The sequence below is a fragment of the Desulfatitalea alkaliphila genome (genome assembly GCF_022968795.1).
In the GTDB taxonomy this organism is placed as follows: domain Bacteria; phylum Desulfobacterota; class Desulfobacteria; order Desulfobacterales; family Desulfosarcinaceae; genus Desulfatitalea; species Desulfatitalea alkaliphila.
In genome coordinates this window covers 1-23855 of record NZ_JALJRB010000038.1, presented here as the reverse complement: position 1 = coordinate 23855, position 23855 = coordinate 1, and the positions used below count along the sequence as shown (strand labels likewise).

Below are 23855 nucleotides of genomic sequence, written 5' to 3'. Positions count from 1 at the left end.
GATCCGTGGTAAGATATGAGCGGATAGAGCATCGCATTGGAATGTTTAGGGTGTGCGGGTCGCAGCGAAAGGTAGGCCGTTGAAAGTTCTTTTCATCTCCGCCAATACGGAAGCGTTGAATATGCCGGTGATGCCGCTGGGGGTGGCCTGTGTGGCCGAAGCCACCCGGCAGGCCGGTCACCAGGTGGCGCTGCTCGACCTGATGTCCGGCAAGGAGGCGCGGACGGCGCCGGCGGATGCCATCGGGTCCTTCCGACCGGCATGCATCGGTGTTTCGGTGCGCAACATTGACGACCAGAAACGGGAGGCGACCCAGTTTCTGCTGGAAAAGGTCAAGTCGGTGGTGGCGGCTTGCCGCGATGCGTCGTCGGCGCCCATCGTGGTGGGCGGGGCCGGGTACAGCATCTTTCCCGCGAGCGCCCTTGCCTACCTGGGGGCCGACATGGGCATCGCCGGCGAGGGTGAAGTGGGCATGCCGGCGTTGTTGGCACGATTGGCGGAGGGCCGTGATGTGTCCGATTTGCCGGGCGTGTATCTGCCCGGCCGGGTGCCGCGGCAGCCACGGGCCCATTGTGACACGCTGGATCGACTGCCTCTGCCGGCACACGACATGCTCGTGTCTTCGGCCCCGCAGGACCAAACCACTTGGATCCCGGTGCAGACCCGGCGCGGCTGTGCGTTGCGGTGCAGTTACTGTTCCACACCGCGCATCGAGGGCACAAGGCTGCGCAAGCACTCGCCGGAACGGGTGGTGGAGTGGATCGCCGGGTGGGTGGCGGCCGGTTTCAAGCACTTCTACTTCGTGGACAATACCTTCAACCTGCCCAACGGCTATGCCTTGGCGTTGTGCCGCCAAATCATTCAACGGCGTTTGGACATGGTGTGGCGCTGCATTCTCTATCCCGCCACTGTGAACCAGGAGCTGATTGCAGCGATGGCCGCCGCCGGTTGCCGGTCGGTCAGCATGGGGTTCGAAAGCGGCAGTGTGTCGGTGCTGCGCAGCTTGGGCAAGCGTTTCGAGCCGGATCAGGTGCGCCATGCATCCGAGTTGTGTGCCGACCACGGCATCGAACGGATGGGGTTTCTCCTCTTCGGCGCGCCTGGTGAAACCCGCGACACGGTGGAGGAGAGCCTGGCCTTTGCCGATGGGCTTGGTTTGGAGGCACTGCAGCTCACCGCCGGTATCCGCATCTACCCCGGTACGCCGCTGGCCGCCACCGCCTTCGCGGAAGGCCGGTTGGCGGCTGGTGACGATCTGCTGCAACCCCGTTTTTATTTGGCGCGGGGATTGGCGGAGTGGCTGCCGAACCGGCTGCGGCAGTGGGCCCGATCCCGTTCTTATGTGGTGATCTGATCCTCAACCGTATCCGGATTCACGAAAGTGACCGCTATTCTTCCGTTCGCTCCATCGCAGCGGGCCGCTGAATTGCCGAAGCGGCTTTGCGCCGGGGTGTCGGCAAAGTCGCGGCGTTTGAAGCTGCCCAGGCTTTCCCGGCGGGCAATGCCGGTGGCGAGGATGGTTCGCAGCACCAGGCAGCCGCCCAGCAGGTCCCACCGTTTGATGGTGCCGTCGAGGGTCGTGGGGGTCGTTGCATTCAGATCGCTCTGGATTTGACCCAGCCGTTCCATGCCCTTTTCCATTCCTTCCGCGTGCCGCACAATGCCCGCGTGGCGCCAGGCGACCTCCCGCAGATCCTTGCCAAGGGCGCGCAAACGGCTGTTCTCGGCTTCGTTGTCCGATCGCGGCGGGTCGGGCGGTGCTTCTCCTGTAGTGGCGTCAGGCAAGGGGTTGGACAATCCCCAGCTGGCGGCCCGGGTTCCGGCCATCTGGCCGAAAACCAGGCATTCGGACAGCGCATTGCCGCCCCGGCGGTTGGCGCCATGCAGGCCCCAGGCCACCTCGCCGCAGGCAAACAGACCGGGCAGGGCGGTTTGAGCGTCCGGGGCGGTCGGTATGCCGCCCATGCAGAAGTGAACCGCCGGCGCCACGGCAAAGGGCTTGCTTCGGAAATCGAACCTCAGCTTTTGCAGCATGGCCAAGGGTGGGCGTTCCCATTCGGCCGGCGGCACGTCCCGGTAATCCATGTAGATCGGTCCCTTCTCCATTTCTTTATGGATCAGGGCCGACAATTCGTCCCGCTTTTTGAGGATCAACGCGTTCAAGTTGCCCAGGCCCCATCGGGTGGCCACATCCTGGCCGGATTCATCGATCAGGCGGGCGTTGGTTGGCAGAGGGGGATAAAGCAGGATGGGTGTGACGCCGGGCTGGGCGTGCACAAAGGGGTAGAACTGCACGAACTCCATGTCCCGCAGTTCGAGCCCCGCCCTGAGGGCCATGGCATACCCCTGGCCCCAGGCCCTTTTTTGATTGTCGTTGCGCCGATAGAGAGCCCCCGCCCCGCCACAGGCCAGGATGACCGCCGGAGCGCATAACACCCTGCCACGGCCTTGTTTGTCGATCCCCGTCACACCCTGGACCCGGCCTTCCCTGGTGACGATGTCCAGCACGTGAAAGCCTGTTCGTACCGTGAGTCCGGGAAGTCCTTTCACGCTTGCCGCCATGCGTTGCATCAGTGTCATTCCCGGAATGCGATCCGGGCGTTCGGGGGGCACCATGTAATGGTCGCGTCTTTCGGCGACGGCGCAGCCCGCGGCGCGCAACCGATCGATGACGGGACCGATCTCCCGCGCCACCGTTTCCACGTGGGATCGACTGTTGAGCCCCGCGCCGATGGCGATGGTTTCACGGACATAGGCATCCGGCGGGTAGTCACGGGTGGGCCCGGCGAAGATGCCGTTGGAAATGGCGGAATTGCCGGCCAGGCCCACGGCCTTGCGGCTCAGCAACAGCACGCGGGCCCCTTGTTCACAAGCCGCATGCGCACTCATGATGCCGGCCAGGCCGGCTCCAATGATGATGACGTCGGCGTCCATGTTTCTCCTCCAGCTTTAGATGTCGTGGTGCAGGGCTCTCGCCGTCTCATCTTTGACAGCAAAGCGCGCGAACATTATTTTGAAACACAAAACCGCAACGTTCGAGAGGGCAACGGGTTGTCGCCATGCCTGTCGGCCTTTATCCATCACAGAATACAGGAGATCAATCCATGAAGATACGTCATATGTCATCCCGGATCGTCTTGACAATCGCCTTTTCGATGATTTTTCTGGCCCCTCTTGCGCTCATGGCCGCCGGTGTCGGCGGTGGCGGCGGTGAGGGAGGAGGGGAAACGCCGACCAAATCCCTCAAAGGACAATATGTGGGCTATTCCTGGCGCGGTGAAGCAGCGGGGACGCCTCTGGCGGAGGCCGATCAGTTTATCGAAGCCATTCTCACCCTTGATGATGAGGCAACCATTACGGACTTGAAAATGCGTTTCTTCGTTAAGGTCGACGGTTTCTGGACCACGCGCCAGAGCGGCAACGCTTATGTGGCCGTGGATTTCGATACCGACCCCCGACCGGCGGTACCCGGGCAAAACGGTACTTCCATGTTCACCGTTTACACGGTGGACTTGATGTCCTTTTATGCAGTGGCGGTCAACTCCGACGGCACCGTGGCCGCGGCCCTGGTGGACCCGATCACGCGTTATCAATTCGAATTGAAGTTGGATGCGCAATTCGATTTCGATACCGTTCTGTCCGAGCTGACCATCGGCAGCGGCCATTGGGTGCCCACCGTGCGCACGTCGGGCTCGGGTTATTTGAAGCCCGACAATTGGCAGGCCTTGGCGGACCGCAATCCGCTGAACATGGACACTTGGTCCGACAGCATTTACCGTGAGGGAATCTTCAAGGGGATCACGGAATTTTCCACGGTCAGGTCCTTTCTGCAAGCGCTGGGGGTGCAATTCCAAGCCGGCCGACCCCAACCGCTGGCGGTGCGCTATGGCTATTTCGGTACCGGTGGGTGGGACGGCAACTATCGCGCCATTGCCGCTTACCTGAAGGGCAAGAAGGCCACCGAGGTCGAATCGCTGGTGGACTGGTCCATTCCACGTTATCGCAGGGCCATCAATGCCGACAATGTGTTCGGTGCCGATGCGGTTTCCGGCGCCACCCGCACGGCGCAGGACTCGGTGGACACCATTTCGGGGGCGACGGTGCGCATGTCGCGGGAGTCCACCGCCTATCAGCGGGCACTGGTGAGCGCCGGCATCCTCGATCCTTCCGAAGTGGTGCTGGGGAGGTTCTGAACGGTCACGAAAGAAGAAAGGGGCGGGCCCCTTGCAGGGGCCTGCCGTGACCCCCTGTTGGCGGACCCTGGAAACTTGTGCCGCGCCCAGCGGCGAATCCTGTCCAGCTTGATCCGATGTCTGCGATTGACATAATTTCTCATCCGGTCGATTATTGAACCATTGTGTCCTCAGACACATCTCCAAAGGCAGGTCGGTTGCGCATCGCACCCCGTTGCAATATCCTTTCTCCATCTTGTGGCTTCAAGCGCGCCCGGCAAACAGCAGCACCGTGCAACATAATCGAACCGTCCCCAATCATCGAGGAGGCTTCATCATGTCAATCGTGACCCTTGTAGGGATAGTTGCCGGCGGTCTGTTGATACTGACGGCGGTGGTGGTTTTCCTCCTGAAAAAGGAGTTTCCCGCCGGCGGCATCATGGTGACCCTTATCGGACTGGTGCTGATCGGCATGTCCCAGTGGACCACCATCAAGGTGGCCGGTCCGGGATTCGACCTGGAGTTGTTGCGGGATCAAATCATGAAGACCGCCGCGGCGACCGAGGAAGTGGCAGAGCAAGTGCAGCAGGCCGTAGCCGGTTTCGATGCCACCAAAGTGCAGATTGCCAATCTTACCGAGCACCTGCAGGCCAGAGCCGTGCTGGCGCCCGCCGATGCCGTCATGATTCGACAGAAGCTCGACAGGGTTCCGCAAATCGATGTGAACCGCCTGAAAAATGCACGTACCTCGCTCAGGCGTATTGCCCAGCCCTGAGAAGCGGTGTGGTCGGTACCTGCGCGCCTTCCATCGGTCGGCCGGCGCTGAGGCGTTTTACTTCCCTTCTTCGCTATAGAGCACTTTTATCAGGCACAGGCCGTGGGCCGGGGCGGTGGGCGGCGCCAGGGTGCGGTCGCGGGCGTCCAGCAAGGCGGGTATCTGTTCCGACGGCAGCTTGCCGCGACCCACGGCGGCCAGGGTGCCGGCGATGTTGCGCACCATGTGGCGCAAAAAACCGTCGGCGGTGACATCGATGGTGACGATGCCTTGTGTGTCGCAGCGCACTTCGGCATGGCTGATGTGGCGGATGGTATGGGCGCGGGGGCTGCCGGCGGCTTCGAAGCTTTTAAAGTCGTGACGGCCCACCAGGTGGGCGGCGGCGGCGGTCATGGCCGCCGTGTCCAGAAGTGAGCGGATCCACCAGGCGTATTGGCGGCCGATGGCGGCCGGCAGCGGTGTGTTGCGGATGGTGTAGCGGTAGGTCTTCCCATGTGCGTCAAAACGGGCGTGAAAACCGATCGGCGCCGGTTGGCAGGCCCGAATGACGATGTCGTCGGGCAGCAGGCTGTTGAGTCCCTTCTGCAATGCCTCGGGCGCGATGGTGGTATCGCAGGAAAAATGGGCCACCTGACCCAGGGCGTGGACCCCCGCATCGGTGCGCCCCGATCCGGTCAAGACCACCGCCTGGCGGGTCATGCGGGCCAGGGCATCTTCGATGGTCTGCTGAATGGTGCGGCCGTTGGGCTGGCGCTGCCAGCCGCAGTAGTCGGTGCCGTCGTATTCTATGACCAGCTTGAAGGTCCTATCCATGGAACCACCACAACACCAGGGAGAGAGAACCGAAGGAGAGGGCGGTGGAAAGCAGGATGGCGGCCGAGGCCAACTGGGTGTCACTGCCCAACTGGGAAGAAAGGACGTAAATGGCGGTGGATGTGGGCAGGGCGAAAAAGATCATCCCGATGAAGAAAAAGGGGTCGCCCACGTTGAGCAAGCGCATGATGCCGTAGCCCACCGCCGGCAGCAGCAGCAGTTTGAACAGGGCGCCCGCCAGGGCCGGCCGGAAGTGCTGCGTCAAGGTGCGGGGGGTCAGGCTGCCGCCCACGGAAAAGAGGGCCAGGGGCAGGGTCAGGGCCGCCGCCAGGGAGAGGGTGTTGTCGATGAAGCGGGGAAAGGTGTTGATCCAGCGGGCATAAACCAGGCCGGCGGCACAACCCAAGACCAGGGGGTTGGTGACGATGGAGACCGCGGTGGTGCGCAGTCGGCTGCGCCAGGTGGCCGGTCGGCCGGAGAACCACACCAGGGTGGCTACCGCCAGGATGTTGATCAGGGGGATGACCAGCCCGATGAGAATGCCGAACTGGGCCACCCCCGACTCGCCCATGAGGCTCAGGATGACGGCCATGCCCACGTAGGTGTTGAAGCGGTAGCAGGTTTGGGAGAAGGTGCCGGCCTGGAAGTCCGGCACTGGGCGCAGGCGGATGTAGAGCGCGCTGAGCACGTAGACTGCGATGACCGAGAGCATGACGGCCAGATGAAAACGCAGCGCCGCGGGGGTGAAGGTCTGATCGGCGCCGCCGATTTTCCAGAAGAGCAAAACGGGAAAGAAGACGTAGTAGACCAGTCGGTCGGTGGTGGCCAGATAGTCGGCGTTGGTCATTTGCAGCCGTTTGAGCGCCACCCCCAGCAGGATCAGGGCAAAGACGGGAAAGAGGTGTTGGACGATCATCCCACCAGACTCACAAGCGGTCGCTGATGAAGCCGCCCAGGGCCGCTTCCATACGTTCATCCAGTTGGTCGAGCAGGTCGCTCAGGTCGTATAGGTGGCCGCAGTCCATGCAGCGCCAGCGTATCTGCCGTCAGGTGCGGTGCAGCGCAAGGGCGGTCCGGCAATGGGGACATTGAAAATTCAAGGCATTCAGGCGCATGGCAATCGCTCCTCGTTTCATAAGCTGCCACGGTATGTAGCATGGAACCCGGTTTGCTGAAAATGATTAACTGTCGAATTGACTTTTGATTGCAATTGCATCATTTAGGGCCTTCAGCAGTTCTATCAAGCCCGTTTTTCATGGAGGTGGATGTGGACACAGCATTGCAATGCCCCGGGTTTCATGCCGCCGGGATGGCGGCCGGGATCAAGAAGAAGCACGCCCTCGACCTGGGGCTGATATACAGTTTGGTGCCGGCCACCGTGGCCGGTATGTTCACCCGCAACCGGGTGACCGCCGCGCCGGTGACCTTGACCAAGGCCCGGGTGGCGGCCGGTGCCGGACAGGCCATCGTGGTCAACGCCGGCAACGCCAATTGCTGCACCGGTGGTCAGGGCGATGCGGATGCCGCGGCCATGGCCGCCGCTGCTGCCGACGGGTTGCGGCTGGATGACGAGGCGGTGATGGTGGCTTCCACCGGCGTGATCGGCGCACCGTTGCCCATCGAGAAGGTGCGGGACGCCATGCCGGCCCTGGTGCGGGAATTGGGGCCGGACGGCTTCAACAATTTTGCACAAGCCATCATGACCACCGACAAGGTGCCCAAGTTGATGGTGCGGCAGGGGATGTTGGACGGACGCCCGTTCACGGTGTTGGCCACGGCCAAAGGGGCCGGCATGATCCGCCCCGACATGGCCACCATGCTCTGTTTTGTGTGCACCGACGCCGCCGTGCCGGCCGACGGGCTGCAGACCATGCTGCGGCCGGCAGTGGAACGTTCCCTGAACCGGATCACCATCGACGGCGACACCAGTACCAACGACACGGTCCTGATCATGGCCAACGGTGTCTCGGGCGTCGAAGTGCGCACGGTCGAGCAGCAAGCGGTGTTCCAGGCGGTGCTCAATGAGCTGCTGATGGATATGGCCCGTCTGCTGGTCAAGGATGGAGAGGGGGTCAACAAGGTCGTGGCGATCCGTGTGCAGGGCGCGCCGTCAGCGGAGGATGCCATGCGCATCGCCGACACCGTGGCCCATTCACCCCTGGTCAAGACCGCCTTTTTCGGGGAGGATGCCAACTGGGGCCGCATCGTGGCTGCCGCGGGCCGTGCCGGGGTGGATTTTGACCCGCGACGGGTGGCGATCTTTTTCGACGGCGTGCAGATGGTCAAGGACGGCGCCGGATGCGGTCAGGCGGCCGAAGACCAAGTGACGGCGGTGATGCAGCAACCGGAATTCACCGTTACCATCGACCTGCAGCAGGGAGCGGGTCAAGCCGCCATGTTGACCTGCGACCTTTCCATCGACTACATCAAAATCAACGCCGATTACCGGTCCTGATGCATGGTGCAAATCCGTTTACAGAAGTGGCTCTCCGAGGCCGGTGTGTGCTCCCGTCGCCAGGGCGAGACCTTTATCGCCGCCGGCCGGGTGCGGGTCAACGGTCGGGTGGTGACCGTGCCGGGCACCAAGGTGGACCCGCAGCAGGACCGGGTGGAGGTGGACGGTCGGCCCGTGAAGGCCGCTCCCGGCAAGATCTATCTGGCTTTGCACAAACCCAAGGGCTTCATCAGCAGTTGCCGCCACGGCGACCGGCCGGTGGTGGTGGGCTTGGTGGATCTGCCGACGCGCATCTACCCCATCGGCCGCCTGGACCTGGACTCCACCGGCCTGCTCTTGCTCACCAATGATGGCCGGCTGCACCACCAGCTCTCCCACCCCTCCTTCGATCACGAGAAAGAGTACGAAGTGGCCGTGCAGCAGCCCATCATGGATGACCAGCTGCGCCAATTGGCCGAAGGCATGCCGATTCTGGGCAGCCGCACCCGTCCGGCCCGCGTGCGGCGTTTGAGCGGCCGCCGTTTCCGCATCGTTCTGCAGGAGGGCCGCAATCGGCAGATCCGGCGCATGGTCAAGCAGTTGGGCCACAAGGTGAAGCGGCTGCACCGGGTGCGCATCGACGGCATTCACCTCGGGTCCCTGCCCGAGGGCGCCTGGCGCCATCTGACCCCCGCCGAAAGGGAACGCCTGTTGCGTCATTTGCCCAAAGAGACGCCGCCGTTCAAACCGGGAACGAAACCGGTGACCAAATCTTGAAAGGTGCGCCGCGCTTGTGTTGCGGGTCCTGTTTTTGTTATAAGCGTTGCCGATTGTTTCCCGCCAACCTCCCTGATGATGAAGGACAGAGACACCATGGTGACCTTTGAAAGCTTGAACAGCCGGCAAGACCGCATTGCCGTCGTAGGCCTGGGGTATGTCGGGTTGCCCCTGGCCGTCCATCTGGCGGACCACTTCGAGGTGGTCGGCTACGACATGCAAGCGAAGCGCATCGATGAGTTGCGCAACGGCCATGACCGCACCTTGGAAGTGGCGGACGATCTGCTGGCGCGCTGCGGTGTGACCTTCACCAGTGACGCGTCCGACTTGGCCCGCTGTCGCCTGATTATCGTGGCCGTGCCCACGCCCATCGACCAATACAACATCCCTGATCTGAGCCCCCTGCGGGGCGCTTCGACCGCCGCCGGGCGCCATCTGCAAAAAGGGACCTGCGTGGTGTTCGAATCCACGGTCTATCCCGGCGCCACCGAAGAGGTGTGCGTGCCCCTGATGGAGCAGGCCTCCGGGCTGACCTTCGGGCGCGACTTCACGGTGGGCTATTCCCCCGAGCGGATCAATCCGGGCGACAAGGTGCACACCCTGGACAAGATCGTCAAAATCGTTTCCGGCTCCGACGATGCCACGGCCGACCTGCTGGTGCAGGTCTACGGGCAGGTGGTGGCCGCCGGCATCCACCGGGCCTCGAGCATCAAGGTGGCCGAGGCGGCCAAGGTGATTGAAAACACCCAGCGGGACTTGAATATCGCCCTGATGAACGAGCTGGCCATGATCTTCGACATCATGGGCATCAGTACCCTGGAGGTGCTGGAAGCCGCCGGCACCAAATGGAATTTCCTGCCTTTCCGCCCCGGTCTGGTGGGCGGTCACTGCATCGGCGTAGACCCCTATTATCTGACCTTCAAAGCCGAATCCCTCGGCTACCATCCGGAAATGATCCTGGCCGGTCGGCGCATCAACGACCACATGGGCAAATACATTGCCGAGAAGGCCGTCAAGCTGCTGATCCACAGCGGCAAACCCGTAAAAGGGGCCAAGGTGGCGGTGTTGGGCATCACCTTTAAAGAGGATGTGCCCGATCTGCGCAATACCCGCGTGGTGGACATCGTGCGCGAATTGCGGGACTACGGGGTGGAGGTGATGGTCCACGATCCGCTGGCAGATGCGCAGGAGGCGCTGGAACACTACGGGCTGGATTTGGTGGACCTGGATGTTCTGCAGGGGGCCGATGCCGTGGTGTTGGCCGTGATGCATCGCACCTACCGGGAGATGGGCCTGGCACGGCTGGCCGCCTTGTGCACCAACGGTCACCCCATCGTGGTGGATGTGAAGAGCGTCTACAGCCAACAGGAGGCCGCGACCCACAAGATCACCTACTGGCGGTTGTAGGCGGTGGCAGCGCCACGGCGCGTGGTGGTTGGCAGGAGAAATGGCGGACCGGGGGGTGGCGGGTTCCCGGAGTCGTTTCTATGATTGACCTTTTCAATCGATGTTGTTTCCCATGGGATGGGGTTGTGCGCTTAGGCGTTGGTGTCGATCAAAGTGAGAGGCGCGCTGTCGGTCGGCCTATCATATTCATAGAGAACAACCGCTTCGAGATGGGGGCCATTTATTCCCTTTTGCTATGGCGGTAGGGCGTCGCGGGGCGGTTTTGGGTGGGTGGCATGCATGTTGCTCTGATGAGGGCAGCTCAGAGCAGCGGCCCGGCCGGTATAGCCTGACAGGCATCTGCGGCCGGATCGGCATGACAGCGAAGGATTTGCACAATGATCGAAGAAGAGTCGAGAAATCTGCCCCGTACACTGGACATCCCCTGCTATGCCTGCGAAAAGCATACGGCCAGTCACGTGCGCCGGTTGAAGATCGGCGAGTTGACGGTTCAGGTCTGTCTGTGCGACGGTTGTATGCGAATGGATACCCGGTGTTTGCTAAATCACACTGTCGGTATTGCCGAAGCCACCGAGGTGACGGCCCTGCGCAACGCCATCGGGCGGCCGTAGCAAACATCCGCAAGGGCTTCTCCCCATGCGACCACCTCTCTTCCCAATGGGCGGACCGTTGCCATTCAGGCGTTGTCCGGTTCAATTTCATCTGGTAAGCATAGAAGATCGGCACCTCGGCGCGAAACGGTCGCCGAACCCAACCCTTTTTAATAAAAGAGGCGCCGCTGCACTTGAGCGAAGATAAACGATTCTACGGGTGGATCAACCTGGTGGGGCTGATGTTGGTCTACGGCAGCATTTGCGGCACCACCACCTATGCCTACGGCGTATTTCTGCCGGCCATGGAATCGGCTTTCGGCTGGAGCCGCTCGGCCATCTCCGGGCCCTATGCCCTCTTTTTCATCGTCGGCGGACTGCTCGGCCCCCTGGCCGGCATGGCCATCGAGCGATTCGGCGCGCGTCGCAACATCGTCTTGTGCAACTGTGTCGTGGTCCTGGGCCTGCTGGGCATGTCCCAGGTGAGCGCCATCTGGCACATCCATCTCTTTTTCGGGATCATGGCGGGCGTCGGCATCGCTTTCGGCGAGTTCATTCCCATCACCACAGTGATCAACAACTGGTTCATCCGCAAACGCTCCATGGCCATGGGCTTGCTGTTCACCGCCGGTGGTTTGGGCGGTTTCTTCATGCCGCCGTTGATCAGCGCCATGATCGGCAACCTGGGTTGGCGTTGGGCATGGGTGGGTTTGGCGCTCTTTCACCTGGTGGTGTGCGTGCTGGGCGGCGGCCTGATCGTCCGCGGGCGGCCGGAGGATGTGGGCCAGACCCCCGACGGCGTGGTGGCGGATCCGCCTCGGCCAGCGGGTGGATCCAAGACACGGGTGCGGGTGTACCACACGGAGAAGGATTGGGAGGTGGGCCAGGCACTGCGCGCGCCGGCGTTGTGGATGATCACCTCTCTTTTCGCCATCATCCTCTTTGTGCTCAATATGCTCAGCACCCACCAGGTCGCCTATTTGCAGGATCTGGGGTACTCCCCTCTGGCCGCAGCCACCGGCTTGGGGATGATGTTGGGCTTCAGCATCATCGGGCGCTTGCTGAGCGGTTTGCTGGGCATGCGCTTCGAGGGGCGCCACCTGGCCCTTTTCTTCCTGGGCTGCATGGGCGCCGGCATCGTGAGTCTGCTGCACGCCGGGGGGATGTATGCCGTTTACCTCTATTCGGCTTTTACCGGCATCGGTTTCGGCGGCATGCTTGTCCTGGTACCCAATATGCTGGGATCTTTTTTTGGTCGGACCCACTACGGGCGCATCATCGGCTGGACCACACCGCTGGTCACCCTGACCGCCGCCATCAGTCCCAACCTGGCCGGCGCCCTTTACGACGCCACCGGCCGCTACACCGTGCCCTTTGCCATCGGTTTGCTGCTGATCGTGATCGGTATGGCCATTGCCGTTTTGCTGCGACCGGGTGCGGCGCCCGGCAATGCCCGTCTCACTTGAAGGTATGCGCGCCGATTACTGTGACAATCCTTGTGCCAGGCCCAATTCGCGCAACTTTTCCTTGGTCGGCCTCCCCGTTTCCGGATTCCATCCCCGCAGTTCATAATATCTGCTGAGCATCGCCTCGAACTTCTCCCTATCAAGCCGTTCGCCTTTGGCCGGTCCCGTTGCGATGGGCTCATCGAGCAGACGTCGAGGGGGCAGATCGTCTTTTCGATTCAGGCCCTCACGTACATTGAACAGACGCTCCAGGTTCCATATCCGTTCCCCGATTTGCTCGAGCGCCTTGATGGATAAATCCCACCCGGTCGCCGCCGACAGCATTCGCTGAAAATGGCCCGGCAGCATCGGCTTCAAGGCGATGCCTTCTAATTTGCAAAGCCCTAAAGCGTCGACGACGCAGTGCCAGTTTTCATGCCAGCACATCAGCTCGGCTTTTGTTTCATAACGGAGCCAGTACCGGTCCGTAACCCGGATGCCCGTCTGACTGAGGATGTCACTGCTGTAGATATCCGGCGCCACCTCGTACAGCGACAGCCCTTTCAGATGATCGCCGCCCCGCGGCGACACGGCAAAAGAGAGGGCCATGCCTTTGGTGCCTCTGATGTCCACCGCCGGATAGTCCAGCCCCTTGCTGTGGACGACGAAATCACCGCCGCCGATCCGCCGTGCCGCCATCAGCGGGCCATCGGCCAACAGATCGCCGATGCCCTTGCGGAAGGCGATCTTGTCAAGCATGGCAATCATTGCACTGTCGTTGCCGAAGCACAATTGGATGCCATCGAGCCGGGCGGGGTTCAGGATGCCCTTTTCGTAGCACTCCATTGCCCAGGCGATGGTGTTGCCGCTGGAAATGGTATCCAACCCGAGTTGGTTGCACAGGGTGTTGGCATGCAGAATGGCATCGAAGTCGTCGTTACCGCACTTGGCCCCCAGTGCCGTGACGCTTTCATACTCCGGCCCCTCCCCCCGCGTGGCCGCATATGGGCCCTCCGACACTTGATAATACCGGCTGCATGCGATGGGGCAGTTGTAGCAGCCCTTGTGCTTGGTGCCGTAGCGCTTCAGAAAAGTTTCTCCGCTCAACTTGTCGGCCCCTTCGAAGGTGGACTTCTGAAAATTGCGGGTCGGCAGGAAACCCAGGGCCTGGGCCAGTCCGGTGATGGCCAGGGTGCCGTAGGCCTTCGCGGATTCGTAGAGCGGGTCGGCCAAAATCGCCGCGACGGCCTCATCCACGGCATCCTTGAAGGCGATCTTGTCGGCAATCCGGACGCCCCGGTCACCGCGCACGGCGATCGCCTTGAGGTTTTTCGATCCCATGACGGCTCCGGGGCCGCAACGGGCGGCCGCACGCGCTTGGTTGCAGATGATCGCTGCAAAACGCACCAAGTTTTCGCCGGCCGGTCCGATGGAGGCCACCTGCGCCGTCGGTTCCTGTATATCCGCCTTGATCAGCGCCTCGGTTTGCCAGGTCGTTTCGCCCCATATGGCACGAGCGTCGCGAATCTCTACCCGATCATTGTCGATCCAGAGATAAACCGGCCGGTCCGCTTTGCCCACGATGACCATGTGATCATATCCGGCCAATTTGAGTTCAGGTCCCCAATGACCGCCGCAGTTGGAATCGCCGAAAATTCCCGTAAGGGGCGATTTGAAGGTGACCGAAAACCTTCCCGAGCAAGGGGCCAGGGTGGCCGCCAGCGGGCCCACACCGAAAATAAGGGGTGCTTCGGGGCTGTAAGGTGAGAGGGCGGCGCAGGTTCGATCATACAAGATCCTGGCATTGACGCCGGCCTGTCCCAGATAAAGATGCGCGGCCGCCTCGGATAGATCCCTTTTCCTGACCGTGCGGTGGGTCAGATCGACCTCGAGGATGGTTCCTGTCCAGCCGTACCATTTATTGCTACTCATTCGCGTTCTCCTCCATCGGCAGGCACTCGAGTGCGCCGAACAGACAAGCATCGACACATGCCGGCGTGATTCTATCGATGGTTGCGTCTTCGGGCCGGCGGTTCTGCTTGCCGCAAAAGCGTTCCAGGCACTCCATGTTGATCAATGGATAGTCGGTTGCCCCATCGTCCAGCCGAAGAATTGTGATCCCGGCCAGGCGCGGGTTGAGCGGTCCCGGATCGTGCCATGAGCAGGCCAGCTGGCATCGACGGCAGCCCCGGCAGTTATCGGCAATGATTTTGATGTTGATTGCATTGGTCATTCGTTTCTCCTCCGGCTGCAATGGAAATGAGTTCAAAAACGATTACTTGCGCGGCACCGTCAGGCCCAAAAAAAATCCCCAAACTGATAAGTATCAGCTTGGGGATTTACCTTCTCACCAAGATCAAAACGGCCTTCGGCAGGTCTTCTGGCTTTCGGATCGACCTACTCCCCGCGCCTTCCCGATCCGTTTGGTGTCGGATCAGTGGCATATTGCGGGCTTCGTCCCCGATGACAGCGGCGGGTCCGCACCGGATTTTCACCGGTTTCCCGTTTTAAGCCCCTCTCAGGGCACCGCAGGGCCGTGCATCCTTGCAATTTTTGGGCAGACTATAATTGGGTCCCCTTTCGACTGTCAAGATGAATTGTAAAATGCGGTTATGCACAAAAACCAAGTTGGGGCTTGCCCCGTTGGAAAGGAGTGCAAGGTGGGCAGCGGCGCCTAACTCGTCCACCCGGCCAACTTCTAATCGATGCGCCCCATGCTGCGGTTGAAATCCTTGAGCATCTCCACGGCTTTGGCACACTCGGGGGAGATGGCTGCCACTTCGTCCCAGATCTTCAGGGCGGCGGTCTGCATCTTGTTGAACTCTTCCGGCGGCATGGTCAGCAAAGTCACGCCGTGCTCCTTGATGGCTTTCTGGAGCATCAGCTCTTCCTGGTACATGTATTGATTGGTGCGCGGCCAGAAGTGCTCTTCCAGGGTCGTGTGCAGGATCTCCTGCAGATCTTCGGGCAGGCGGTCGAAGGCTCGCTTGTTGATCAGCCAGATGTCGGTGGCGGCGACGTTCAGCGCGGGGCGCAGGTGATACTTGTTGATCTCGTAGAACTTCATGGCATAGCTGCCTTGTACCGCCCCCCAGTGGGCGCCGTCCATCATGCCCGAAGCCAGCGCGGCGTAGATATCGCCACCGGGAATCATGGAGGCCGCGGCTCCGATGGAGGTGAGGTATTTCTGTAGAATCCCCGATGAGCGCAGTTTGAGCCCTTTGAAATCGTCAAAGGTGCGCACCGGCTTTTTCAAGGAGAGTTCGGTGGTGTAAACCCGATCCGAGTAGAACAGCATACCGTGTTTCTTGAGGACCTCCTCCCGCACCATCTCTTCGAACCCGAGCCACTTGAAGAAGTAAGCGCCTTCCCAGACCGCCCCGAAATTCATCGGCAAACCGGCCACGATATTGAAAAGGGGCACCTGGGCCATGTCGTAGGCCGGGGTGGTGTGTCCGATGGGCACCATGCCCCGTTTGACCGAGTTGAAGATCTCGGTGCCGGGAATCAAGGTGCCGGCCAGATAGGGCTCGATGATGAAACGGCCGTCGCTGCGCTCCTTGACCAGGTTGGCGATGCGCAGGATGCTGTGCTCGTAAACCGGGGAAGAGGTGGTGGTGTGGTGCAGCGGTAGACGCCAGGTGATCACATCCTTGGCCTGGGTGGTGCCGGTGTCGACGACGGCGACCAGCCCTGCGGTCAGCGCCAATATGCCAAGCAGTGCAACGATCTGGTTTCTCATAACGGACCTCCATGGAAGATAGGTGTTGGAATAGGGGGTGAAGATCAATTGGCATTAACTGAAAGCGATTCATTGATTATATGCGCAGAACCGCGCCAATGTGTCAACGGAAATGGTGGTATATTCTATATAAATCAATAATTACAATTTGTTGAATTGAATACCGGTGAGGTATGAAATTCGAATATATCGAACAATGTTTCCATTATTATGATTCCTACCGGTATCGAAAGCTACCGCGGCGATGGGACAAGGGACTCGGGATACTGCGGAAAAGGGTTAAAGCAATAAAAAGGGGGGTGCCTTTGAATGCATCCCCCCCCCTGGTGCATTGATTGGGAGGCCGCTATTCGCGGCAATCCTCGCAGGCCACATTGCGCCACGGCATGGCGCCCCGGCCGTTGGTGCCGCCCTGGTTTTTCACCATGGCATCGAGCCAGCTCAGAAAGGGGATGCCCTGCGCGGAGGATTCCGTGTAAAACAGGTCGGTGGCCAGGATGGTGTGCGCTACTCCGTCGGCGACGTAATACCGGTAGTTGCCTTGTTCGGCCTTGTCATCCAGGCCTTGCCACATCCGCACATGCCAATCGTAGGGTACGCTAAACGGCGGTTCGAGACCCATGGTGGCATAAATAAGCCCGTAAAACATAATTTGGACTTCGTCCCAGGCATTGGTGAATTCGCCGATTTTGCTGCGGGGGTAGGCGTCGGCCACGCGGGTCCAGAAGTTCGCTACCGTGGGATGATCCTCTTCGCCGTATAAGAGCCACGGTGGGTATTGAGTGTTCCAGTTGGCCCGGGAGAGTTGCATGTATTCGGCGGGGTTGATGCCCATGCCGGCGTCGCCCAGCAAGGTGACGTGGGCCTTGGGGAAGGCTTCCTTGATCCAGGGGAAACCGCCCAGGGCGCCGTAGGCACCGGCGCTCGAACCGGTGACGAAGATCTTGTCGGGTTTGGCGAAGGTGTCGGTGATGTATTGCAGCACCACCTGGAAATTGACGAACCCGCGGTGTTGGATGGTGCCTGCCAAAGGCCCGAAGGGGCTTTCAAAGATATAGTCCGTATCTTGCGCACCCCAGTGGATGTCGCCGGTGCAGTAGGGAATGAAGACGAAGGACCACTCCTTGAAGGGGTTGTCCGGCCTTTGGAAATCGAACATGCCACCGTAGTTGACGGGGTTGTCGTCCACCGTACAATCCTGGGTGTAAGGCTTGTATCCCAGGCAGGTCAGTCCATCCCAGCAGGCACCGCCCCCTTGAAAATAGACCACCAGATTGTTCACGTCACCGCCCTTGACGAAGAAGAAGAATTCGTCGCTTTCGGCATCGGGGCCGTTGGAGCACGCCGGCGCCAACCCTTTGAACTGGAAGTCGGGATAGCGCTCGGCCGGTCGAACGATGGTCCATTCGTCTGCCAGGTCGGGAATGAAAGGTTTGGCTTTGGGGCCTTTGGCGAGTGCGTTGCCGGCAAGAAAGAAGACGCACAAGAGAGTGAAGAGGAAGATCGTGGACCATCGGTGTCGTTGCATCGTTGCCTCCTGAAGTGAATGAGTTGTAAGAAAGATGGTGTAGAGCGGGGCGTGATGGCCGAAACGGGTTCAGCTGCTTTTGGCTCGGGCGCATCGCCATGCGCGGGCAGGGTGCGGTAGCGTCGGAAGAACAGCACCGGGCCTCCGGGAAGCCTGACATTTGCCCATCCTGCAGCGGTTTTGTGCGGCCAATCCAAGGGCTGTCGCCCCACGCTGCACGACCCTACGGTCATGTCTAACGACTGTAGCGCCGTCGCGTGCCGGATGGAAACCGTACCCCACCATTGCCGGAAGGGCACCCACCTGTTTGCTTGCCGTTTGCATTCCCTCTCTTTATTGAGCGGTAGGCTTTTTAAAGGGGATCTGTCAAGCAGAATTTTGTGTCGGCCGGGTCTTCGAGGAAGGGTTGGGCAAGGTTTCTGCGGCAGACCGTCACGGGTTATCGCTGCCGAAGACTTGCATGGCGAAGGCGACTCGTTCTTCGGCGGGCGGTGACAGATCCCGGTCCAGCTTTTCGATGGTTTGCAGACGAGGCAGCAGGCCGGCTCCGTTGGCGATCTGGATGGAAAGCCCCGGCCGTGCGTTGAGCTCCAGCAGCATCGGCCCACGGTCCCGGTCCACCACCAGGTCGGCGCCGATATAGCCGAGACCTGTCATTTCGAAGCTGCGCGCCGCCAGGATCAGCAGATCGCGCCAGTCAGGAACCGCGATGGTGTCCAGGGGCGTGTTCGTATCGGGGTGGTGCGTGATGCGCCGGGCATACTGCACCGCATGCAGGGAACGTCCGCTGGCGATGTCCAAACCCACGCCCACGGCGCCTTTGTGCAGGTTGGCCTTGCCGTCGGAGGCGCTGGTGGACAGCCGCAGCATGGCCATGACCGGGTAGCCGCGAAAGACGATGATGCGGATGTCGGGGACTCCCGCAAAGGAGAGGGCGGCGAACATTTCGTCGCTGCGGATCAGGTCCTCGATAATGGCCACGTCCGGCGTGCCGGCCAGCGAGTAGAGGCCGGCGAGGATGTTGGAGAGATGGTGCCGGATGTGGCGGATGTCCACGCTGCGGCCCGAAGATTTCACGAACTGTCCGTCCCGGCGATGGGTGACCACCAGGATACCTTTGCCGCCTGCGCCCTTGGCCGGTTTGATGGCAAATCCGTCCAGCCGGTCGGCCGTCTCCTGGAAGGCGGCGATCTCGTATTGGTATTCGATGACGCCGCGCAGGCACGGCGTTGCCAGGTGGAACTTTTCCGCCAGCAATTTGGTTTTGAGCTTGTTGTCCACCAGCGGGTACTTGGAACGCGGGTTGTATCGGCTGATGTAGGCCACATTGCGGCGGTTCATGCCCAATACGCCCTGCCGGCGCAGGTGAGGAGCCGAATGCCACATGCTACCGTTGGTCTCCCATGACGCCGAACCGCTTGAGTTCGGTCAGCTTGTAGCCGGTGTACTGTCCCATCAGCAGGATCAACGCCAGGAGCACCAGGTGCACTTCGGGAAAGTTGAAGGCCAGGTGGCCGACGATGGCGATGCGCATCAGCAGATAGGCGATGATCGCCACACAGAGGCTGCCGAATCCTTGTACCAGCACCTCCTGGCTGCCTTCCTCCTCCCAGAGGATGCTCATGCGTTCGATGGTCCAGGCGATGATCACCATGGGAAAGAAGGTGAGGGTCAGCCCCACCTGGACACCCAGCTCGTAGCCCAGCACACTGACAACGGAGGCCAGGAAGATCACCAGCACGATCAAGGTGGATATCCGGGCCACCATCAGCAAATTGAGCCGGGAGAGGTAACCGCGCAGCACGAGCCCCATGGAGACGATGCCCAGAAAGGCGGCCAGGCCGGGAAGCAGGGTGGTTTGCAAGAAGGCCAGGGCAATGAGCACCGGCATGAAAGTGCCGGCCGTGCGCACGCCGACGATCAAGCGCATGAAAGTGACCACCAGGGCGCCCACGGGCAGCAGCAGTAAAAGCTTGAAGACGCTCTGCTCTTCGATGGGCAGGTGGTGCAGACTGAAACGGGAGAGGCCGCCGCCATCGAACTGCAGCCGGGCCAGATCCATGGAAGGCATGGTTTGGCGGATCATGGAGAAGCGGATGTCCGAGCGCTGGCCACCGGTCACATCCAACAAAGATTGGCCGCCCCGGTGCCACAACAGCAGGTTTTCGGGCAACCCGTGGGCACCGCTGTTTTCATTGATGGGCACCCAATGGGGCGCGTCAAAGACTTCCAGGACCGGTTTGAGGTTTTGGTAGCGGCGGGCATCTTCCAGTTCCAGTCCCAGGGAGATGCGGGCCGGGATACCGGCCTGGTTGAGCAGGCGCCGCAACAGATCGGGCAGCGGGTATTCGTCCAGCAACAGGGCGGCGTTCTGATCCGGCGGGTCGGCGTTCAATTGGCGAATCAGTTCGCGGGCGAAACTGATGGGGCTGCTGGAGCGTTCATAGGCCAGGTCCAGCACCTGCTGGGCGGCGGTGGCCTGGAGCTCGTGCCAGTAGACCGTGGCCGGCGCTTCCGGCGTCGGGGTGGGGGTTTCAGGTGCAGCTTCCGTGTCGTCGGGAACCATCTGCAACTTGAAATAAAGCGTTTGCGGGCCGGCGGCATGGCGGCGGGTCCACTCCGCCCGGCGGCCGGTGGCGCCGTCAACGATGGTGAAGCCATATCCCAGGGAAGCCGCCTGCTCGGAGACGCAGCGAAACCCCGGCGGGTTGTCGGGAAGATCGAGACTTACCGTCACCGGGTTGCCATGGGCGACGAAATCGATGCGCGCCTCGATCAGCCAAACCGGCTTGGTCTGTCCGGGCCGCAAGGGAATGTGCAATTGGGCGTGCCGGATCCAGGCCAGGCTGATGCCGGCGACGATCAGCAGCGCGACCACTAGGTAAAAGGGCTTGATTTTCATGGCGTGCTGTTTCCGTTGAGGCCCTTTTCAGGCATGGGCACCACGAATTTGCGCGCCACGTCCACCACCATCAGATCCCGCAGGATGTTGCGTCCGATCAGCACCTGGTAATCCAAGTGGGTGCGGTCCACCAGGGTGAACTCTTCGATCAGGGCAACGGGACCCACATGGATCTGCAGTTTGACCACGGGGCGGCGGTCCGCTTCGTCGCTGCTGGCTTGCAGAATGCGGACCCGGCGGGCCACCGGCTTTTCCAGTTCGTAAAGGGTGTCCTGCTCCGGGTCCTTGATTTTGAAGCGCACCCAGGGGCTGCCGTTTCGTTCGAAGGGGGTGATGTCCCGTGCATCCAACGAGGAGGTGGTGGCGCCGGTATCGACACGCGCATGAAACAGGCGTCCGGGCGGTGTGAGTCGTACCTTTTCGATCCCTCCCACCAACAGCTTGTCGGTGGCGAAAGCCGGTGTCCCGTTGGTCGGATTGGATTCCGCTGCCCCGCTGCCGCCGAGAAACGCTAATCGCCGGCGGGTTTCGGATTGATGCTGTTTGATCACCTCTTCCAAATACTCGAAGGAGCGGGTGTTCTGTTCGATGTCCAGCATCATCAGCCGCTTTTGCTGTTCCAGCATGGCCGCCTGCTGTTCCAACAGGTTTGTCAAAAGTTCCAGGTGTTCGGCATGTTCATGGAGGCCGGCATCCATCTCCGCCAGTCGGGTATCGATGTCGGCAAGATCCTCCTTGTGTATCAATGCGCTTGGAGCGAAACAGCCGTACAAGAGAAAAAGGGCGCACAAGAGGAACGCCACTATGTACAACAGGAATTGTCTACGCATCACGACCGTTGTGTATTGGGGGATCGATTTGCCGCCGTGGGCGGAAAGACTGCCGTTCAACTGTAAAGTCCCGGAGATATGCATTCATCGTGCCGGTGGAGGGGCGTGCGGCGGTACCGGCATCTTGTTGGAGTCCAACCCATGGCAGGATTGACACGGTGTTTCGGAAAACGTTCGAAAACGGCGCGCCACAAAGGTTCGAGGCCTGGAATGGCCATATCGCCGGCATGGGTGACGTTGAAACGATCTTCTTCCTATACATCCCCTCGGTACCGCCGGTGCGCGTGAGGCGATGGGGTTGCGGAACCATCCGTGCACAGACGGGCAGATTTTGCAATTTTTTGCGGCTGCCCTCGTGAGCTGTGAACAGCGCAATCCCAACAAGAAAAGGGGCACGGCTTTGGTCACCGCCACCCCTTGGCATTTTTTTGGTAGCGGGGACAGGATTTGAACCTGTGACCTTCGGGTTATGAGACCGCTCAAATGGCATTTTCGCCCAATCGGGGAACAGATTGAAACGAGTTGATGCGTGTTGAAAATACCATGGAAAAACAAGATATAAAACCCACCCTGAGCCTTACCTGCCCGCCGTCAATCAACACATTTCAGTTGACGAATATTGTAAAAATGTGCTTACATGGCGCTTACACGGTATATGCACTTTTGTGCACTATGACCCTCGGGATTTTGACCGGCCATCAAAAAATGGAACTTCGGATTTCACGCCCGAAGGTCAACATCGTGTAAGCGCTGTAAGCAAGAGGGGGGCAAAATGGCGCAAATAAAGCTTACGGCGGGCCGCATTCGGGACTTCGAATGTCCGACCCATACCAAACAAGCCTTTTTATGGGACAGCGTGGTGCCCGGCCTGGGAGTGCGGGCGACCGCTAGCGCTAAGGTGTTCATTTTTCAATCCCGTTTGGCCGGTAAATCAATTCGAATCAGGATTGGCGATGTTCGGACATGGTCCATTGATTCAGCGGACCCACCAGGGGCGCGCCAGGAGGGCCGCCGTCTTCAAGGCCTGATCGACAAAGGCATCGACCCCCGCCTTGATAAGCAGCGCACCGTGGCCGACACCGCCCGGCAGCAGGCCGAGGCGCAACGGGAGAAAGCCACCGTCGCCCAAGCGTGGGCCGCGTATATCGAAGACCGGGCCCCCAAATGGAGTGAGCGCCATCTTGCCGACCATCAGCGGGCGGCAAGCCCCGGCGGCGAGAAAAAGCGGCGCGGCAAGGGTAAGACCAAGCCCGGAGCTCTTGCCCCCCTGATGGGCTTGAGGCTGGCCGAAGTAACCCCGGAGCAGGTCAAGGCATGGGCCAGCTCCGAAGCCGCTAAGCGGGGCACACAAACGCGCATTGCCTTTGATGCCCTAAGGGCGTTTATCAACTGGTGCGCCACACACCCCGATTATGCCGGGATGGCATCAACGGACGCATGCAGCACGAGAACCAAGCGCGACACCCTCCCTAAGCGGGGGGTGAAGGATGATTGCTTGCAGCGGGAACAACTAAACGCATGGTTCGGGGCCGTGCGGGGACTGTCCAACCCCGCCATGGCCGCGTACCTTCAAGCCTTGTTGTTGACCGGTGCTAGGCGCAATGAGTTGGCCGGACTTCGTTGGGACGATCTGGATTTTCGATGGAATAGCATGACCATCCACGACAAGGTGGACGGCGAGCGTACAATCCCGTTGACGCCTTATTTAAAGACCCTGCTGACGCCTTTGCCCCGACGCAATGCCTGGGTGTTTTCATCGCCTAAAGCCGCGTCCGGGCGCCTTGAGGAGCCAAGGATTCCCCACAACCGGGCCATCGCTGCGGCAGGGATCGAGGGATTGACCCTGCACGGTCTGCGGCGATCCTTTGGCACCTTGAGCGAATGGGTGGAAGTGCCCGCCGGGGTGGTCGCTCAAATCATGGGCCACAAGCCGAGCGCAACCGCTGAAAAACATTACCGGCGCCGGCCGCTTGACCTGCTGCGCATGTGGCACACAAAGGTTGAAGCGTGGATATTGGAGCAAGCCGGTATTGAGCAGCCGGGGGAAGTCGCCACAGTGCTGCAAGTGGTGAAACAGGCATAACGCATTCGGAGCTGGCGTCCGCACCGAAAAGCCGGTTTTCCTGGCCGGCCTGCCCCGAGTAACCACCAGGGGCCATGACGGGAGGTGGCCATTTGGCGAAAATAGTGTCGATCAAACGCGACATTGGTCGATTTTATCGGGTTAGGTTTACTGCCGATGAAATCGAGGCGTTGCGCCTGGCATTTCGTGGCCTACCGGAGCCCGAAACCCTAATAGAAGAAGTCCGCTTCGCCTGTGATTGCGCAATGGGCAAACAACCAGACCGTGCCAACCGCACTAAGCGACTCGAAAAGCTGCACGCGGCTGTTGCAGACTTTGAGGGCACACTGCACGAAGTGCAAGAGTTTGCCCTTGACC

Annotated in this window: 20 protein-coding genes and 1 riboswitch; of the genes, 10 read left to right on the top strand and 10 right to left on the bottom strand. The window is 60.8% G+C overall.

All coding sequences use genetic code 11. From position 1 onward, the window contains the following. Positions 1-79 precede the first annotated feature (79 nt). Complete coding sequence (locus MRX98_RS20560; protein WP_246914624.1) at positions 80-1354, top strand: B12-binding domain-containing radical SAM protein; 1275 nt, start codon at positions 80-82, stop codon at positions 1352-1354. On the opposite strand, the gene MRX98_RS20555 is transcribed toward MRX98_RS20560, so the two are convergent. Beyond that, positions 1339-2934 (bottom strand): FAD-dependent oxidoreductase, encoded by a 1596-nt coding sequence (locus tag MRX98_RS20555; RefSeq protein WP_246914622.1) that lies wholly within the window; start codon positions 2932-2934, stop codon positions 1339-1341. The genes MRX98_RS20560 and MRX98_RS20555 overlap by 16 nt on opposite strands. Before the next feature lie 170 nt (positions 2935-3104). Here MRX98_RS20555 and MRX98_RS20550 point away from each other — a divergent pair, with 170 nt between their 5' ends. Next, positions 3105-4193, top strand: a complete 1089-nt coding sequence (locus tag MRX98_RS20550; protein WP_246914620.1) for a hypothetical protein — start codon at positions 3105-3107, stop codon at positions 4191-4193. 316 nt (positions 4194-4509) lie between these two features. After that, positions 4510-4947 (top strand): hypothetical protein, encoded by a 438-nt coding sequence (locus MRX98_RS20545; protein WP_246914618.1) that lies wholly within the window; start codon positions 4510-4512, stop codon positions 4945-4947. Between the two features lie 57 nt (positions 4948-5004). Here MRX98_RS20545 and truA read toward each other — a convergent pair whose 3' ends face one another. Next, entirely contained in the window at positions 5005-5760 is a 756-nt protein-coding gene (gene truA, locus MRX98_RS20540) for a tRNA pseudouridine(38-40) synthase TruA (protein ID WP_246914617.1), read from the bottom strand. Then, positions 5753-6676, bottom strand: a complete 924-nt coding sequence (locus MRX98_RS20535; protein ID WP_246914615.1) for an AEC family transporter — start codon at positions 6674-6676, stop codon at positions 5753-5755. The genes truA and MRX98_RS20535 overlap by 8 nt, the downstream gene beginning before the upstream one ends. 351 nt (positions 6677-7027) lie before the next feature. On the opposite strand from MRX98_RS20535, the gene argJ reads away from it, so the two are divergent. From argJ to MRX98_RS20510, 5 genes are all read left to right on the top strand, one after another. Next, entirely contained in the window at positions 7028-8215 is a 1188-nt protein-coding gene (gene argJ / locus MRX98_RS20530; protein WP_246914613.1) for a bifunctional glutamate N-acetyltransferase/amino-acid acetyltransferase ArgJ, read from the top strand. A gap of 3 nt (positions 8216-8218) precedes the next feature. Continuing rightward, a complete protein-coding gene (locus MRX98_RS20525; protein ID WP_246914611.1) occupies positions 8219-8971 on the top strand; it encodes a pseudouridine synthase in 753 nt (250 codons plus the stop codon). A gap of 96 nt (positions 8972-9067) precedes the next feature. Then, a complete protein-coding gene (locus MRX98_RS20520; protein ID WP_246914609.1) occupies positions 9068-10378 on the top strand; it encodes a nucleotide sugar dehydrogenase in 1311 nt (436 codons plus the stop codon). Between the two features lie 377 nt (positions 10379-10755). Beyond that, complete coding sequence (locus MRX98_RS20515) at positions 10756-10989, top strand: hypothetical protein (protein WP_246914607.1); 234 nt, start codon at positions 10756-10758, stop codon at positions 10987-10989. Positions 10990-11162: 173 nt separating this feature from the next. Further along, entirely contained in the window at positions 11163-12434 is a 1272-nt protein-coding gene (locus tag MRX98_RS20510; protein ID WP_246914605.1) for an MFS transporter, read from the top strand. 15 nt (positions 12435-12449) lie between these two features. Here the strand turns inward: MRX98_RS20510 and MRX98_RS20505 are convergent, their stop codons facing one another. The 7 genes from MRX98_RS20505 to MRX98_RS20475 all read right to left on the bottom strand — a co-directional run bounded on the left by MRX98_RS20505 (position 12450) and on the right by MRX98_RS20475 (position 21499). Then, positions 12450-14345, bottom strand: a complete 1896-nt coding sequence (locus tag MRX98_RS20505; protein ID WP_246914603.1) for an aldehyde ferredoxin oxidoreductase family protein — start codon at positions 14343-14345, stop codon at positions 12450-12452. Continuing rightward, the gene (locus MRX98_RS20500; RefSeq protein ID WP_246914601.1) at positions 14338-14646 is read right to left on the bottom strand and encodes a 4Fe-4S dicluster domain-containing protein; all 309 of its coding nucleotides are present in this window, start codon (positions 14644-14646) and stop codon (positions 14338-14340) included. The genes MRX98_RS20505 and MRX98_RS20500 overlap by 8 nt, the downstream gene beginning before the upstream one ends. A 120-nt stretch (positions 14647-14766) precedes the next feature. After that, positions 14767-14959, bottom strand: a riboswitch (cobalamin riboswitch). Between the two features lie 152 nt (positions 14960-15111). Then, the gene (gene dctP, locus MRX98_RS20495) at positions 15112-16155 is read right to left on the bottom strand and encodes a TRAP transporter substrate-binding protein DctP (protein ID WP_246914599.1); all 1044 of its coding nucleotides are present in this window, start codon (positions 16153-16155) and stop codon (positions 15112-15114) included. Between the two features lie 346 nt (positions 16156-16501). After that, positions 16502-17683, bottom strand: coding sequence for a pectin acetylesterase-family hydrolase (locus MRX98_RS20490; protein ID WP_246914597.1), 1182 nt, complete (start codon positions 17681-17683; stop codon positions 16502-16504). Between the two features lie 432 nt (positions 17684-18115). Then, on the bottom strand, positions 18116-19069 hold the full coding sequence (locus MRX98_RS20485; RefSeq protein WP_281432461.1) for an alpha-L-glutamate ligase-like protein: 954 nt from the start codon (positions 19067-19069) through the stop codon (positions 18116-18118). Between the two features lies 1 nt (position 19070). Continuing rightward, positions 19071-20585 (bottom strand): inactive transglutaminase family protein, encoded by a 1515-nt coding sequence (locus MRX98_RS20480; RefSeq protein ID WP_246914593.1) that lies wholly within the window; start codon positions 20583-20585, stop codon positions 19071-19073. Continuing rightward, on the bottom strand, positions 20582-21499 hold the full coding sequence (locus tag MRX98_RS20475; protein WP_246914591.1) for an ATP-dependent zinc protease family protein: 918 nt from the start codon (positions 21497-21499) through the stop codon (positions 20582-20584). Before MRX98_RS20475 ends, MRX98_RS20480 begins: the two co-directional genes overlap by 4 nt. A 688-nt stretch (positions 21500-22187) precedes the next feature. Between MRX98_RS20475 and MRX98_RS20470 the strand changes: the two genes are divergently transcribed. Together MRX98_RS20470 and MRX98_RS20465 are read left to right on the top strand one after the other, a co-directional pair. Then, complete coding sequence (locus MRX98_RS20470; protein WP_246914589.1) at positions 22188-23498, top strand: tyrosine-type recombinase/integrase; 1311 nt, start codon at positions 22188-22190, stop codon at positions 23496-23498. Between the two features lie 92 nt (positions 23499-23590). Continuing rightward, a partial coding sequence (locus tag MRX98_RS20465; RefSeq protein ID WP_246914587.1) for a hypothetical protein occupies positions 23591-23855 on the top strand: 265 nt, incomplete at its 3' end.